The sequence below is a fragment of the Mycoplasmopsis gallopavonis genome (assembly GCF_900660635.1).
In the GTDB taxonomy this organism is placed as follows: Bacteria; Bacillota_I; Bacilli_A; order Mycoplasmatales; family Metamycoplasmataceae; genus Mycoplasmopsis; species Mycoplasmopsis gallopavonis.
Genome location: NZ_LR215031.1, coordinates 70,436 through 86,622, shown reverse-complemented (window position 1 = coordinate 86,622; position 16,187 = coordinate 70,436). Strand labels below are relative to the sequence as shown.

The 16,187-nt window shown below is 27.5% G+C and carries 10 protein-coding genes; 3 read left to right on the top strand and 7 right to left on the bottom strand.

Features of this window, described 5'->3' with window-relative positions; genetic code table 4:
* Positions 1–34 precede the first annotated feature (34 nt).
* Positions 35–1,663: an IS1634 family transposase gene (locus EXC53_RS00270; protein WP_129724515.1), complete on the bottom strand. Its 1,629-nt coding sequence runs from the start codon at positions 1,661–1,663 to the stop codon at positions 35–37.
* A gap of 76 nt (positions 1,664–1,739) precedes the next feature.
* Here EXC53_RS00270 and EXC53_RS00265 point away from each other — a divergent pair, with 76 nt between their 5' ends.
* The 3 genes from EXC53_RS00265 to lysS all read left to right on the top strand — a co-directional run bounded on the left by EXC53_RS00265 (position 1,740) and on the right by lysS (position 4,176).
* Positions 1,740–2,084: a M3 family metallopeptidase gene (locus EXC53_RS00265; RefSeq protein ID WP_119572142.1), complete on the top strand. Its 345-nt coding sequence runs from the start codon at positions 1,740–1,742 to the stop codon at positions 2,082–2,084.
* A gap of 58 nt (positions 2,085–2,142) precedes the next feature.
* The gene (locus tag EXC53_RS00260; RefSeq protein WP_119572143.1) at positions 2,143–2,652 is read left to right on the top strand and encodes a hypothetical protein; all 510 of its coding nucleotides are present in this window, start codon (positions 2,143–2,145) and stop codon (positions 2,650–2,652) included.
* 63 nt (positions 2,653–2,715) lie between these two features.
* Positions 2,716–4,176 carry a lysine--tRNA ligase gene (gene lysS, locus EXC53_RS00255; RefSeq protein WP_119572144.1) on the top strand — a complete coding sequence of 487 codons (1,461 nt, stop codon included), beginning with the start codon at positions 2,716–2,718 and terminating at the stop codon, positions 4,174–4,176.
* Positions 4,177–4,209: 33 nt separating this feature from the next.
* On the opposite strand, the gene EXC53_RS00250 is transcribed toward lysS, so the two are convergent.
* The 6 genes from EXC53_RS00250 to EXC53_RS00225 all read right to left on the bottom strand — a co-directional run bounded on the left by EXC53_RS00250 (position 4,210) and on the right by EXC53_RS00225 (position 16,178).
* A complete protein-coding gene (locus tag EXC53_RS00250; protein WP_119572145.1) occupies positions 4,210–10,572 on the bottom strand; it encodes a rhoptry family protein in 6,363 nt (2,120 codons plus the stop codon).
* Positions 10,573–10,828: 256 nt separating this feature from the next.
* Positions 10,829–11,527, bottom strand: coding sequence for a 16S rRNA (guanine(527)-N(7))-methyltransferase RsmG (gene rsmG, locus EXC53_RS00245; protein ID WP_119572146.1), 699 nt, complete (start codon positions 11,525–11,527; stop codon positions 10,829–10,831).
* A 52-nt stretch (positions 11,528–11,579) separates the two neighbouring features.
* Positions 11,580–12,794, bottom strand: coding sequence for an IS3 family transposase (locus EXC53_RS00240; RefSeq protein ID WP_129724513.1), 1,215 nt, complete (start codon positions 12,792–12,794; stop codon positions 11,580–11,582).
* Positions 12,795–12,851: 57 nt separating this feature from the next.
* Positions 12,852–13,826: a ribose-phosphate pyrophosphokinase gene (locus EXC53_RS00235; protein ID WP_119572346.1), complete on the bottom strand. Its 975-nt coding sequence runs from the start codon at positions 13,824–13,826 to the stop codon at positions 12,852–12,854.
* Between the two features lie 143 nt (positions 13,827–13,969).
* Positions 13,970–14,893 carry an NAD(P)/FAD-dependent oxidoreductase gene (locus EXC53_RS00230; protein ID WP_119572347.1) on the bottom strand — a complete coding sequence of 308 codons (924 nt, stop codon included), beginning with the start codon at positions 14,891–14,893 and terminating at the stop codon, positions 13,970–13,972.
* Between the two features lie 70 nt (positions 14,894–14,963).
* On the bottom strand, positions 14,964–16,178 hold the full coding sequence (locus tag EXC53_RS00225; RefSeq protein WP_129724511.1) for an IS3 family transposase: 1,215 nt from the start codon (positions 16,176–16,178) through the stop codon (positions 14,964–14,966).
* Between the last annotated feature and the right edge of the window lie 9 nt (positions 16,179–16,187).

Genomic DNA, 16,187 nt, shown 5'->3' with positions numbered 1-16,187 from the left:
TCGTTTTTTTACATTTAAAATTACACACATAGAATTAACTCATACATGCGATAAAATCTTTATAAATTTTTATATTTTCTTTGTGGTTTTCATCCAAATCATTAATTATTTCTTGTACCACTTTTCCATTTACTTCTTTTTTTGTTATAGTCATTATTCTTAATGAATCCACAAATAAATCTAACGTCACTTTTTGTATTTCTCCATTGATTTCATAATATTTCTTTAATTTATAAAGACAGTATTTTAAAACAACAAGAGCAATGAAACATAATAAAAGATGTGCAAGTATATGCTGTTCATTATGAACAAAAACAGGTCTAACTTGTAAAGAAGATTTTAATGTTCTGAAATTTTCTTCTACTTTTCATTGTTTTCTGTAAATTTCATTAGCTTTTTCTGGTGTTAAATCTAAAATATTGGTTTCAATAATGTAAAAACCATCTTCAGATTCTTTTTTCTTAATTTTCTCTCAATTTAATTTACCCACTGTTTTGCCATCAATGTCCATGTATTTCTTTTTATATTCTGGAACTAAAGAACTAAGTGGGAGTTCTCCATTTACAGTTTTCTTATTCAATTTATCAATAAAATTATTTCTTTTTAATTTATCTAAAGTCTTTTTCCCAGGACTGAAAAACACACATCATTTTCTGTATTTACCATTAAATCTATTTTTGTTTCAAACAGATTCAACAATTTGTTCTTTCCAAAACATTTCATCTCTAAAAACATAATGTTTGTCCTCAAGAATGAATTTTTTCATCCCAATACTTAATGTATCTAATCTTTTTTGGAATATATATTTAATTCCTTTTTGTTCTAGGAAACGTAAGTTTGCATTGTTATTTATTCCACGATCTGCAACTATTATAATATCCTTTATTTTATAGATTGATTGAAGTTCTAAAACGAAGGATAACATTGTTTTACCATCAGCCGTGTTACCTGGGAACACTTTATAGTGTATTGGTATTCCGTTTTCATCTACAGCCATTGCTATGACTACTTGATCTTCATTGTGTTTTCCGTCTTTTGAAAAACCGTTTTTTCTTATTCCTTCTCTTGTAAAGTTTTCAAAATAAACTGTTGTGTTATCGAAGTGAAAAACTTTATTATTACGATTTGTGAATTCATTTATTTTTTGAAATAAATTGACTAAAACAGAATTCTTATTTTCGAAAATAACATCAAGATAGTTATATATTGATGATTTTTTAACATTAATATCATTTATAAAATCACTTTTATTTTTATATTGTGACATATAGCTTCTTGGAAGGATAATTCTAGTTGCTATGAAAAATTCCAAAACCTCTTCTAACGATTTATGTTTACTTTTTGGTAATGCCGAAAATAAATCTAATTCTTTAATAACTTTATAAATTAAATCAACTCCAATATTTTGGATACTTGTTTTTACAGAAGTAGGTTTTAATAATTTAAAAAACTCTTCTTTTGCAACAGTTTTATCTAAAGATGTATCTACTTTTTTTGCTATTTCTTTTATATCTTCAATTGAAGATAATCCATACTTTTCTTTGATATCTTCTCAGTACCCTAGACCAATCTGATTTCCATAACCTTTTTTAAAACCTTTAGAAATAGCTAAAACTAAATAATATTTTCCATTTTGTTTTTTCTTGCATAAACTGTAACTCATGCTCTTATTATATCATTTTATGTGTGTAATGTAAGTAAAAAAACATTTTTTTCTTTAGGTCATATATCTTTGATATATGTATAAAAAAATAAGCCTAAAAAATAAGCTCAACTTGGAAACTCAGGATTTAATTGCTGCCATTTATGTTCCGCACTTTTATTATTCATTTTATGTATATAAGTATGCAATTGGACATCTTGCTGCTTCCTTCTTTTTTAGTAAATATAAAAAAGAAGGAACAAAAGCCCTTGAATTTTATATTGAGAACTTTTTAAGTGCAGGAAGCAGTGACTGACCTCTTAATATTTTAAAAAATGCAGGTATTGATTTTAGTTTTGATCAAGTTTATGAAGATTCATTTAATTATGTTGAAACCTTAATTGAAGAGTGAGTAAAATTAGGAGAAGAACTATTTAATTAAGGTGATGTTATTTTTTAATTTGTAACATTAAAAAATAATAAACTATAATATTTTTATTATGAAAAAGTTTATTTGAAAATTATGTACTACAAGTAGCTTATTATTAGCTCCTTTAAGTGTTGTTGCTTGCAATGTAAGCAAAAATCACGATCATTTAACAATTAGTTCAAGTTTAGATTTAAAAATTGTTAAAAAAGAGTTAGAGCAAGTAGTTAAACAAATTTATGACATGAAAATGTTTGTTTTAAACGCACCATTGAGTAATGCTTCTTTTAAATTTAGTTATGAAATTCAAGATAAAAGAGATTCACAATTTGTGTTAAAAGGTAAAAAGGAACTATCAAGAAAAAATCTTGTTGAAATCTTTCAATTAGGTGGAATTTATGATCGACAAGGTAATATTCAAAGTCAAGCACTAAATGAAGTTTCGATTCAAGTTACACAAGAACTTGGTGAAACTTTGATTGAAATTGATCGACTTTACAATAACAAAGAGCAAGAAGGTAATTTACTTTTAGCAATGCTTGAACAGCGTTTAAGTTTCTTAAAAGCAAATATTATAAATTAAGATATTTTGATTAAGTTTTTAGTTTGAAAAAATGTAAAATTACTATTATATTAAGGAGAATTAATGCAAAAATTTACAGAACAAGAACAAGTTAGACGTAATAAATTAAATTTTTATAAAGAGAATAATATTGAAGCATTTGCTAAAGCTGATGAACTTAAATCTCTATCATATTCAGATGATTTAATTAACCAATATGGTTCTTATTCAAAAGAAGAATTGCATGAGCAAGAAATTCCTGTTGCTATTACCGGAAGAATCTTAACTATGCGTGGACCTTTTATTCTTTTACAAGATTATCATGGAAAAATTCAAGTTTATTTCAACAAAAAAGCAAATCCAGAATTAACAAAATTAGTTGATACTTTTGATTTAGGAGATATTATTTATGTTGAAGGATCTGTTATGAAAACTAACACAGGTGAAGTGACAGTGAAATCAGAAAATATTAAACTTTTAACAAAAGCCTTAAAACCATTACCTGATAAATTTCATGGACTTAGTGATGTTGAAGAAAGATATCGTAGAAGATATGTGGACTTGATAGTAAACGAAGAATCTAAAAAAACATTTTGAACAAGAACTAAAATCATTAGTGAAATTCGTAGATATTTTGATGATTTAGAATACATGGAAGTAGAGACACCATTTTTACATGATTATTTATCAGGAGCAAGTGCTCGTCCATTTAAAACACACCACAATGCTTTAGATCAAGAATTTGTATTAAGAATTGCGACAGAAATTCCGCTTAAAAAATTATTAGTTGGTGGAATTGACCGTGTTTATGAAATCGGTAGAATTTTTAGAAATGAAGGAATTGACACAACACACAATCCTGAATTTACTTCAATTGAATTTTATGAAGCATACACTAATTTAGAAGGTATGATGAATCGTACTGAAGAGTTAATTAAAAGAATTGCTCAAAAATTAGGAAAAGAAAAAGTTATGAATAAAGGTGTTGAAATTGATTTAACAGCACCATTTAAGCGTTTAGATATGGTTGATGCAGTAAGTGAAGCAACAGGAGTTAATTTTAGAGAAATTAGTTTTGAAAAAGCTGTTGAAGTTGCTAAAAAACACAATGTTAAAATTGAAAAATTCTTTGAATTAGGTCATATTATCAATGAACTTTTTGAAGAACTTATTGAAAAAACATTAATTCAACCAACTTTCGTTTATGGTCATCCAATCGAAATTTCACCACTCACTGCCAAAGGTAAAGATCCAAGATTTACTGAGCGTGCTGAATTATTTATTAATACTAAAGAATACGCAAATATGTATACAGAGCTTAGTGATCCAATCGATCAATTAGAACGTTTTGAAAAACAACTTGAAGAAAAAAATAATGGAAACGAAGAAGCAAGCGACATTGATTGAGATTTTGTTGAATCACTTGAATATGGAATGCCACCAGCAGGTGGGTGCGGAATCGGAATTGACCGTCTTACTATGTTAATGGCAGAAAAAGAATCAATTCGTGATGTGCTTTTATTCCCAACAATGAAAAGAAGATAACAAAAAACGCTATTTCTAGCGTTTTTTCTTTATCTATTTTTTATTAGTAACTAAGTAAGCAACCAGTGCACCAATTCCTAAAGTACCAAGGAAAAGTAAAACTCATCATCATGGACTAAGTCCTTCATAAGGTTTTTTCTCAGGTTTTGGAACAATTGCTTCTTTTTGGATTTTTGTGTTATTATCATCAATTCATGATTTGATAACATTTACTAAATTCTCATTAAGAGCTTGATCGTTAAGATTTTTGATAATATCGATTTCGTCTTCTCTTAATGGAATATGATCTTCAATTTTCTTAATTGAATTTAGATATCTTGAAGCTTCTGTGAAATAATGAATAAAGTTAGGGAAACGATTTGCATTTTTACTATTTGCATTATTAATTGCTTCACGTAATTCATCTGTGTATTCATTGGTTTTAAGTGCATTTAATAAAGCAAGATCTAAATTAAATGCTGCTTCATTTTGTTCGATTGCATCTTGAATTGTTAATGCAATTTGTGCAAGTTTATTATTGGTGTAGTTATTATCAAGTTGTTTAAGTGCATTTAAAGCATTTAAAACTTGTTCTTTTTTGGTTTCTAAGCTTGGGTCATCATAACGCAAGTCTTCGAATTCTTTAAGAATATTAGGGAATTTTTGAACTTGTTCTAAATTATCAATAACTTTCTTAAATTGATCAGTATTAACTTTTAAGTCTTTAAGATTTTCAATTAAATCCTTGATTTGATTAATTTGTTCTAGTGATGAAGTTGGGTTAAGTTCATTTAACTTATTTTCTACTTCGGAAATTTTGTCAATAATGTTTTGAACTTTATTTTCTAATTCGTTTAACTTCTCTGGATGATTTAGACCATCGGCTTTTTTCACTTCATTAATTAATTTGTTGGCTTCATCATTGTTTAGACCTGAATTTTGAGCTTCTTTAATTTTATCAATGATATTTTGTTTGTGATCATTTAACTCTTTAGCTTGATCTAAGATATCTTCTTTAGCATTATTATCGCTAGTTTGTTTCATTTGATCAATAAAGTGTTGTTTTTCTTGATCTGTTAAATTATCAAGACCTTTAATTTCATCTTCAATTCTTTTGTTTTTATCATCCAAAAGATTATTTTTCACTTGTTCTAATTTGTCAATCATTCTTTGAACATCATCAAGTGATAATTTATCATAATTTGGATGATTAATGTTATTTTGAGCATCTTCTAATGCTTGATCAAATGAAGTTTTATCAAGATTAGAAGCTTGTTTATATTTATCTGTTTGTTTAATTGGGGTAAGTTCGTTAACTTTATTTTGTAATTGATCTAATTTTTCTTTAAGTCTTTGATCACCATCTAAGGCAACTCCATTTAATTCATTAATTAACTCTTGAATTTCTTCGTTTGTTAGATTGTGATTTTGAGCTTGTTCTTTAGCTTTTTGAATTTTAGCTAAAAGTTCTTGTTGAACTTGTGGTGAAGAGTTTTTAAATTGATTTGTTTGTGTTTTACCAGTTGCAGTATCAATAGCAGCTAATAAGTCACCCATATTTTTATTTTGATTTGCAGCATCTTTTAAAATTTGATCAATTTCTGCTTCTGTTTTAGCATTATTGATTTTATTTTTGAGATCTTGTTTTTGTTCATTATTTAAATTAGTAAAATCAGAATCTATTTTTTTCTTAGCTTCTTCTTTATATGAATTTAATGTCTGTTCACCATTTAAGCTAGCATAAGTGCTTTCAATTTCGTTTGCAAGCTTAGTTAATGCTTGCGGATCTAAGACTACTCTATTTTCGATTGCATTTAAAGCAATATTAGCTTGATTTAAAGCATTAAGATATGGTGATCGATTTGTAGCATTAATAAATTTAGAAGTTTCACTACGTTTTTCTGTAATTGCTTTAAGACCTTTTGCTGGATTTGCTTCACGCCCATTGTGCTTATCATAAGCATCAAGAAGTGCTTTCATTGCATCGTTTAAACTATTAGCGGTATTTAAAATTTGATTAATTGTATTAATTTCTTGTGCAGAATTAATCTTAGTTTGAAGTTCTTCTTTCTGCTTGTTATTTAAATATTTGTAATCATTTAATTTTTGAATTGCTTGTGTCTTACTTTGTGGTAATTGATCATCACCATTTAAGTTTTGTTTTGCTTGATTAATTGCTGAATTTTTTTGGTCAATATTACTTAAAATCGAATCTCAATCATTATCAGGAGTTTTGTTATTATTGAGAACATTTTTACCATCAGCAATTGAATCGTCATATTGTTTTTTAGCAGCATCAGTTGAGTTTCTATAATTCTCTGTGTTTTGAACAGCATCTTGCCCATCAACATTAGTTTTTAAATCATTTAATGATTTTTTCAATTTATCAACAAATGTGTCAATTGAATCAGTGCTGTTTCAATTTGTTTGATTATTATTTCCATCAGAATTAGAGCTAGTATTTTGAATTGTAGAAGCAGCATCAACTTTTGCTTTTAATTTATCTTTATCTGCATTTGATAAGCTTGTTTCTGGAATTGTATCTATTTTTGCTTTAATTTGATCTTTTTTACTTTTAAGAGTTTCTTCTCCATTTAAAGCATTTTTTGTTGTATTAAGTTTGTCAATTAAGTCTTTAATAGTTTGTTCGTTATATGAATTTGAAGTATCTGTATCTATTAATGCTTTATTTACGTTTTGAAGTGCTTTGAGATAATCATCTTTAAGTTTCTTTTCGGTTGCAAGTGTAAAGTCAGGATTTGTAATTGTAGTTCCATCTTCTAGCTTAGAATCTGTTGGTTTTAATGATTCTGGAATTGCATCAAAAGCTTTTTTGAGTTTATCCATTTGAGTATCTATTTGATCAATTGTATTTTCAAGAGCATTTAAATCATCCATTGTTTTAGCGTTTTCAATTTGTTGTTTAAATTGTTCTTTTTGAGAAGGATTTAAATGTGTTCAAGTTTTATCAGAATCAATTTTTGCTTTTAATTCTTCTTTTTTCTTAGCTAACTCATCAAGTTCTTTATTGGTTTTATCAATTTCATCCATGAGTTCTTTTGCTGTTTTATCTCAAGGATTAGTAGCTTTGTCAAGGTTGATGTTATCAATTTTATTTTTAAACTCATTAATTTTTTCAGGGTCTAATCCCTTAGCTTTTGCTTTTTCAAGCTCGGCATTTAAGTTTGCTTTATCTTTGGTAATAATTGCTTTATCAATTTCAATTAAAAGTTCATTAGTTAAATCATTATCTTTTTTATTTCCAATTAAAGCAATTACTTCATTTCTTTGATTATCGTTAAGTATATTTACTACATTTTTATCATTAATTTTTTCTTTTAAATCAACGATTTGGCCATCTAAAGCATCTTTTTGTTTGGTTAACTCAGCTAAATATTGATTGATTGTAGCTTTATCTTGATTATTAGTATTTGCTTTATTCACTGCATTTGTTGCATTAGTTAAAGCTTGATCAAAAGCATCTTTATTAGAAGCTTTACTATAAGTTGTATTGTTTGCTTCTTTAATTTGTTTTGCACTATTTACAAGATTATTTAAGTCAAGCATTAAATGATCTAATTCAACAGCTTTGTTATAAACCTCATTTTGAGCAGCAAGACCTTCATTTGCTTTCTTTTCAACTTCGGCTTTTCAATGTTGTTTTTGAGCATTTGTTAAGTGTTGCAATTCATCAAATTTACTCATGTCAAATTTTTGAGCATCGTTAACTTTCTTAGCATCAGCAATAATTTCTTTTAGTTGATCTAGATTATAATTGTTTGAATTTTTGGCATCATCAATTTTTTGCTTAAATTCATTTTTTTGATCTTCATTTAAGTTGTTTAATGAGTCGATAACTTTTTTAGCATTTTCGGCAGCTTTATCATAAGCTTCTTTTAGATATTCGTTCATTTTATCAGTTGAATCAATTGTATCTTTTTCGATTTTATCTAAAATTTGATTTTTATCTTCACTTGGAAGAAATTCCTCAGGGTATTTTTTAATTTCTTCTTTTAAAGTTTCTTTTAAACCACCAAGTCCAGCGATTGCATCATAAACTTTTTTAATTGAGTTTAAGTAATTTTGTTTTAGTCTATCTCAAATATCTTTATTAATAATTCTAGCTTTACTTGAATTAGCTATTTTATTTTCAACGTCTTGTAAAGCAGTATCTAATGCTTTTTTCTTTTCAGCTGTACTTGTTGAATATAAACTTGTTGATTTTGTTTGTTCTCCAGCTGCGGCTGCTTTTTTAAGTTTGTCAATAACATCCATAAATTCACTTAATTTATTTAAAGAAGCGTTAACATCATTTCTTGTTTGAGCAGCTTCCATTTCTGCTTTTGTTGTGTTGTAAAGATCGGAACTTATATTATTCTTGTATTGATCAAGGTGTGCAAGAGCGTTATCTAAGAAAAGTTTACCATCTAACTGTAAGTTTTTAATTTTTGAAGTTAGAGCGTTAACTTCTTCTAAGTTTTTAAATGGAGCAGAAGTTTTATTTGTTGCTGTATTTGCTTCATTTAAAACTTGATCATAAATTTGTTTTAATGAATCTGATGCTAATTTGTAGTTTTTAGAATCACGATTCATATCAGGATTAACTTTCAGAGCATTTAAAGTATCTAATAAAGTTTTTTGTGCTTGATCTAATTGATCTGCTTTGGTTTTGACTTTCTCAATATCTGAATCATTGGTTTGTCTTTTAATTTCGTTAACTAATGCTTCTTTTTGAGCGTTTGTTAAGTTTGTTTTATCATAAATATATTTTTCAGCTGCAACTTTTTTGTATTTAAGTTCATTGAAGTAGTAGTTAAGAGTATAAGTCATTCTATCTAAATCTTCATTTCATGATTTAGATACACTAATATCTCAAAAATCTTCTAATGGATCAATATATTTATAAGATAATTCTCAATTTTTACGAACAGCTCATCATTGTCTTGAATAATTGAAATCTTCTTCATTTAAATCTTGTGATCCAACATATAATGAAGAATAGTTTCTTGATCAATATGAAGTATCGTTTGATCTTTTACTATTATCAATTTGAATTTTATTTGTATTAGTTGTTGAAAGATCTGTTGTTACTATTCCTACTCTTCTTCCAGTTACATTAGTTCCTGAAACAGTGAAATTAAGTTTAGGTAACTTTTTAACTTCTGAGCTAGAGTTTTTAATAATATTTTCTTTAATGTCAACTGAGAAGTTTTGATATCTTTTATCAATATCAACCATTTCTCAATCTCAGTTACCAACATAAGTGTTATGGTCAAAAGTTGAAAAACCACTCATAACATAGGCTTTATTACCAATGTTATCAACTCTTAAATTTGGATTATTAAGTAATAACATATCCTTGTTTTTTCTGGTTTGGAATTTAATTACAAAATAGTTTTGTGAGTAGATGTTGTCACCTTTTCAAGTAGATGTGTCAAAGTCAAATCCGATAATTTCCCCAATGTTATAGTGAATATCATCTTGGAACTGCTTAGTAATATCAGTTCATTCGTTAGTTTTTGCTCATCCAGAAGCTCATCCAGGGTTTCAATCATTTTCTAAGAACACAGCTCTCATTGGTGTTCTTCAACTTCTGTTAACTGTAACTAAGGCAATTTGATCTCATAAATGAAGAGCTTCTCAAATTTTTGAACCTGGTTCTGCATTTCGATCTTTCTTCCATGCATTTCAGTAGTTTAAATCAATGTTTTGATCATCTTTTTTGTGAGTTGATTCATTAAAAATTGCTCAATCACTAAAATATAAGTTTCAATAATTATCTGTTTTTTCTGCTTTATTTCATCTATTTCAATTATCTTGATCTGCTCAAAAGTTAGCACTAATTGTTCTTTCAAGAATTCCTGTTTGGGTAAATGGAACTAATGTATTTTCGACATTTTTATATTCGAAAGTAGGTTTTGTATCAGTCCCTTTAAGAGGATTTCAAACTTCTAATGATAAACTTCCTGGAATAATTTCAAGTCCTTTTGAAATTGCAACAGCAAAACGAGGGTTAGCACTTCAAGTAGGTCCATCTTCGTAAGTTGTAGATTCTCCTGTAAATTTTCTTGGGAATGTTGGGTTTTTATTAACAGTTACAGTTCAGTTTTGAACTGGCTCTTGTCATTCTCTTTCATCACCAATTTGTGTTTCAACAAGTGGAGCAGCTTTGTATCTGAAAGCAAAGCTAGTTGTTCCTCCAACTAAATTATAGTAGTATGAATTCTTTTTACTATTATCAAAAGTTTTATGATCACCATTAATTCCTTCGATGTAATGTGTTTCGTTCGGAACATTTGATAATCTTTCAGTATTATCATTATTACCAGCAATCACGTTAGAAGCAGATAAAATTGCTACCGGTGCCATAATTGGCATTATCGAAAGTGGTAATAAAATTCTCTTACTTTTTTTCATAATTTTTCCTTTTAGATCTTATTTTAGATTAAACTGTGTTTAATCTCTTTTTTTATCTTCGTTAATTTTACACCATTAAAATCGCCTTTTCCAAATTGAGACATTTGTGGAAATTTTGATTTTTACACCTATGACAAAGCTTTAAAAGTATTTTTGTTTGCAAAAAAAAAAAAAAAAAGCAAAGACCAAACTTGTAATTTTTGGTTTTTGCTGAAAAGTTTCAAATTAGAGTATTAGAGAATTATATAAATTAAAATTAATTATTTTTTTTCACAATTTCTTTTCAAGAAAAGGGAAATTGTTTCGGAGTTGAACGCAATTTTGTGATTTTTACAATCTCAGTTGTACGTGGTAAAAGGGGATTTTCTAGTAAATAATCATCTAATTTTACATTTAATAATTTGAGAATTTCTTGTGCTTCTTCGATTTCCTGCTTAGAGTTTTTACTTTTAAGAAGCGACATATTTCCGTGTAATTTAACTGTGTGAAATCCTGCCATTAAAAGGTTTCTAACGCTGCTAACAGCACGGGCTGTTACTAGGTCATATAAATTTTTGTTTGTTTCTTCTTCCACTCTCTTTTTTTCGACTTTAACTTTATTTTGAAGGCCAAGTTCATTGATTACTAAATTTAAGAAATTAACTCGTTTTTGAAGAGGTTCATAAATAGTAATGTGATTACTATTTGTTGTTAAAGCGTAAGGTAAAGAAGGAAAACCAACACCAGCTCCTATATCTAAAATTTCACCATTTTCTAGACCTTTGGTGATTTCTTGCATTGTTAAAAGAGATTCTAAAATACCTTCGTGTCATAATGTATCACCGCTAAAACCGGTTAAATTCATTACTTTGTTTTTTTCTTCAATTAAATTTACATATTTTTCAAATAAAGTGAAATCTCAATTATTTTCAATACACATTTTTTGGACTATTTGTTTATATTTTCAAGTTTCCATATGACTCCTAGAATTGATAAAAAGCAACCAAACTAAACTAGGACAGAAAAAATTAACAATTTATCAAATTGGATAGCCCCATACTATATTCGTATGGGGTTTTTCAATTCAAACATGATTGAATTCTAAATTTATTGTATCAATGAACATAATTAGATATCACTTTTTCTAGTTCACTCAAAGTCATAGCTTTGATATTTAAATCTCTAATTAATTCAGTTTTTAAATTTGAAAATCAATATTCCACAACTCTATTATCTAAACTATTTCCTACTTTTGAAAGTGAAATTATTCCACCTTTATTTTGAATAAAACGAGAAAAATCATCAGATGTATAAGTTGAGCAATGATCTGAATGTAATATAAAACTTTTTTCAAAATCAACATTTTCAAATGTTTTGTAAATTAATTTGGAATCATTAAATTTAGAAAGAGAAAAACTAATTATTTCTTTAGTTTTATGTTTAATTACTACTGAAAGATAAACATTATTGTTTATTGCATCTTTTGTCGCTGGAAGATATGTTACATCAGTAGCATATATATTTCTGTTATATACATCATTATAATCTCTATTAACAATGTTTTCTTTTATGACAGATGTATTCTTTACTTCTTTTAGTTTTTTTCTTTTTCTGACATTGCAAAATAAACCTAAGGCATTCATATATCTTCCCAGAGTTCTTTCGTTTATGTCTATTTTATAGTGCTTTAAGATAAAATATTTTAATTTTTGTCTACCATATTTAGATCTATTTTGTTTAAATGAATCAATAATCAAGTCTTGGTACTTTATTTTTCTGGATTTAATTCTAGGAGCAAAATTATTTCTTTTATGTTTGGATATTGTTTGTCTACAAAGATACAACAAAATAGCAAGTTTATACGAAGCCATATTAATATGTGATGCCTCTTGAACTTTTTCTGTTTTAAATTTATCTTTTGTAATTTCTCTATATCTTTTTGCAATTTCAATTAAATCTTCTCGTGTAAAAATGTCTCAATTTATATCTTGTTCTTTCGCTTTTCTTGACCTACCGGTTCCAGGCTTTCTTGGTTTTTTATTCATATTAAAATTATAATGTTTTAATATTCTTCGTAATCTCGCTTTCACATATTTATCTTTTGCTTTTGCACCATATTTATACATCAGTTCAATCGCATCCTTTTTACCTAATTGAAAAAATGTATTATAAATTTCTTTTTCTTGTTCTTCTGTAAAATGTTTTCCCATTTTTTCTCCTTTAAAAATATAAAAAATTAACATTCGAAGGAATGTTAATTTTTATTGTCCTAGTTTAAACTAGTTGCTTTTTGTGAGTTTTTAAATTTTTTGTATTTCTTCTTTAAGCTCAAGATAAACATTAGAAATACTTCCACCACTTAATGAAGCATTAATTACTTTTGCAAGGAAATCACCAAGTGAAACAATTTGTAATTTAGTGAATTTCTTAGCAAGTTCATAATTATCAATGCTATCTGTAACGATAACTTTCTCAACATTAGGATTATTTTCAAAAATTTCAAAACCTTTGGTAAATATCCCGTGTGTAGCTACAACAATAACCTTTTTAGCACCTTTACTTTTGAGTGTATCAACTGCTTTTAAAATAGTTCCACCAGTATCAATAATATCATCGACAATTACTGCGTTTTGATCGGCAATATCACCAATTAGACCCATAACTTCTGTTTGGTTAACACCTGTTCTTCTTTTGTCAATGATACAAATTTTAACTGTATCAGCAATTAATTCAGCAAGTTTACGTGCACGAACAGTTCCACCGTGGTCTGGTGAAACTACTGTAAATTTTTCGTTTAAGCTTTTTAGAGCTTTTGCAAGTGGGTATTGACCTTTTAGATCATCAACAGGAATGTTGAAAAATCCTTGAATTGATGGATTATGTAAGTCGACACAAACAACTTTAGTAGCTCCGGCAGTTTGTAACAAATCAGCGACTAATTTAGCACCAATTGGTTGTCTTCCGCTAGCTTTTCGATCTTGTCTTGCATATCCATAGTAGCTTAAACATACATTAATACTTTTGGCACTTGCACGTTTTAGTGAATCTAAAAAGATTAAAAGTTCAACTATATTATCATTAACAGGTCTTGAAGTAGATGCGATAATGAAAACATCTTTATCACGAACAGTTGGTTCTGATACCATCATAACTTCACCGTCAGCATAAACTGTTTTTTGAACTTTTGAAAGTGGTAAGCCTATGATTTCTGATACTCTTTGAGCTAATTTTAAGGAATTTTCCATTCCAAATAAAACTGAGTTGTTTTTATTCATTTTTGTCCTTATCTCGATTATCACTTTTATTTTACCTTTAATTTTTAAAAAGGTAATTTAATATACCAAAAAAGAGAAAAATTAATGTAATTTATTACATACTTTTTGAAAATAATAAAAAATATCAAGTTGAAACTTGATATTTAGTTTAATGCATTAATTATATCTGTAATTTTCTTAGCAGCAATTGAACCATCACTTGCAGCTGTAACAATTTGACGAATATCTTTTTTACGAATATCTCCGGCAGCAAAAACACCAGGAATTTTTGTTTGCATATCTTCGTCAGTTTCGATTAAACCTTTTGCATTTAAAACTCCTAAATTACGTGCAAATTCAGCTTTGGGTTCCATTCCGATATAAGGGAAGAAAGAAGCGATTTCAATTTTCTTTTCATTTCCATTTTTATCAACAATTATTGCTCATTCAAGTTGAGTCTCTCCACCAAGTTCTCTAATTTGACTTTCACGGTAAATATGAATGTTTGGTAATTTAAGTAGATCATTAACAATTTTACTTTCAGCTGTGAATTCTTGATCTTTAATAACAATGTGTAGCTCACTAGCAACACTTGAAAGATAAACAGATTCTTCAACAGCGGAGTTCCCGCCACCTAAAACAAGTGTTGGGTAACCCTTGTAAAGTGGTCCATCACAAATTGCACAAAAACTAATTCCTGCATGCATATATTTTTCTAAGTTATTAATAAATCATGGAACTTTATTTTGCATACCGGTTGCAATTAAAACGGTTTTTGAAAGAATTTTTTCTCCGGTAGAAAGTTCAGTTTCAAAGTCATATTCACCATTTTTTTGGATGTTAACAACTTCACCATATTTATAAGTTGCACCATAATTTTTTGAGTGTTCAAAAAATTGCATTGCTAATTTTCATCCTTCAATTGTTTCGGTACCAATTCAGTTTTCAATTTTGCTAGTGCTTGAAAGTTTTCCTCCAGGAGCACCTTTTTCAATAAAAATTACTTTTAAATTTGCACGAGAAGCGTATAAAGCAGCATTTAAGCCAGCTGGACCACCTCCGATAATTGCTAAATCTCATTTTTGCATAAATTAATAAATCTCCTTTTTATTTTTTATATAAATAAAACTAAAAGCAAGTAAACTAGGACAGAAAAAATTAACAATTTATTAAATTGGATAGCTCCATACTATATTCGTATGGGGTTTTTCAATTCAAACATGATTGAATTCTAAATTTATTGTATCAATGAACATAATTAGATATCACTTTTTCTAGTTCACTCAAAGTCATAGCTTTGATATTTAAATCTCTAATTAATTCAGTTTTTAAATTTGAAAATCAATATTCCACAACTCTATTATCTAAACTATTTCCTACTTTTGAAAGTGAAATTATTCCACCTTTATTTTGAATAAAACGAGAAAAATCATCAGATGTATAAGTTGAGCAATGATCTGAATGTAGTATAAAACTTTTTTCAAAATCAACATTTTCAAATGTTTTGTAAATTAATTTTGAATCATTAAATTTGGAAAGAGAAAAACTAATTATTTCTTTAGTTTTATGTTTAATCACTACTGAAAGATAAACATTATTGTTTATCGCATCTTTTGTCGCTGGGAGATATGTTACATCAGTAGCATATATATTTCTGTTATATACATCGTTATAATCTCTATTCACAATGTTTTCTTTTATGACAGATGTGTTCTTTACTTCTTTTAATTTTTTTCTTTTTCTGATATTGCAAAATAAACCTAAGGCATTCATATATCTTCCTAGAGTTCTTTCGTTTATGTCTATTTTATAGTGCTTTAAGATAAAATATTTTAATTTTTGTCTACCATATTTAGATCTATTTTGTTTAAATGAATCAATAATCAAGTCTTGGTACTTTATTTTTCTGGATTTAATTCTAGGAGCAAAATTATTTCTTTTATGTTTGGATATTGTTTGTCTACAAAGATACAACAAAATAGCAAGTTTATACGAAGCCATATTAATATTTGATGCCTCTTGAACTTTCTCTGTTTTAAATTTATCTCTTGTAATTTCTCTATATCTTTTTGCAATTTCAATTAAATCTTCTCGTGTAAAAATGTCTCAATTTATATCTTGTTCTTTCACTTTTCTTGACCTACCACTTCCAGGCTTTCTTGGTTTTTTATTCATATTACAATTATAATGTTTTAATATTCCTCGTAATCTTGCTTTCACATATTTATCTTTTGCTTTTGCACCATATTTATACATAAGTTCAATTGCATACTTTTTGCCTAATTGAAAAAATGTATTATAAATTTCTTTTTCTTGTTCTTCTGTAAAATGTTTACCCATTTTTTCTCCTTTAAAAATATAAAAAATTAACATTCGAAGGAA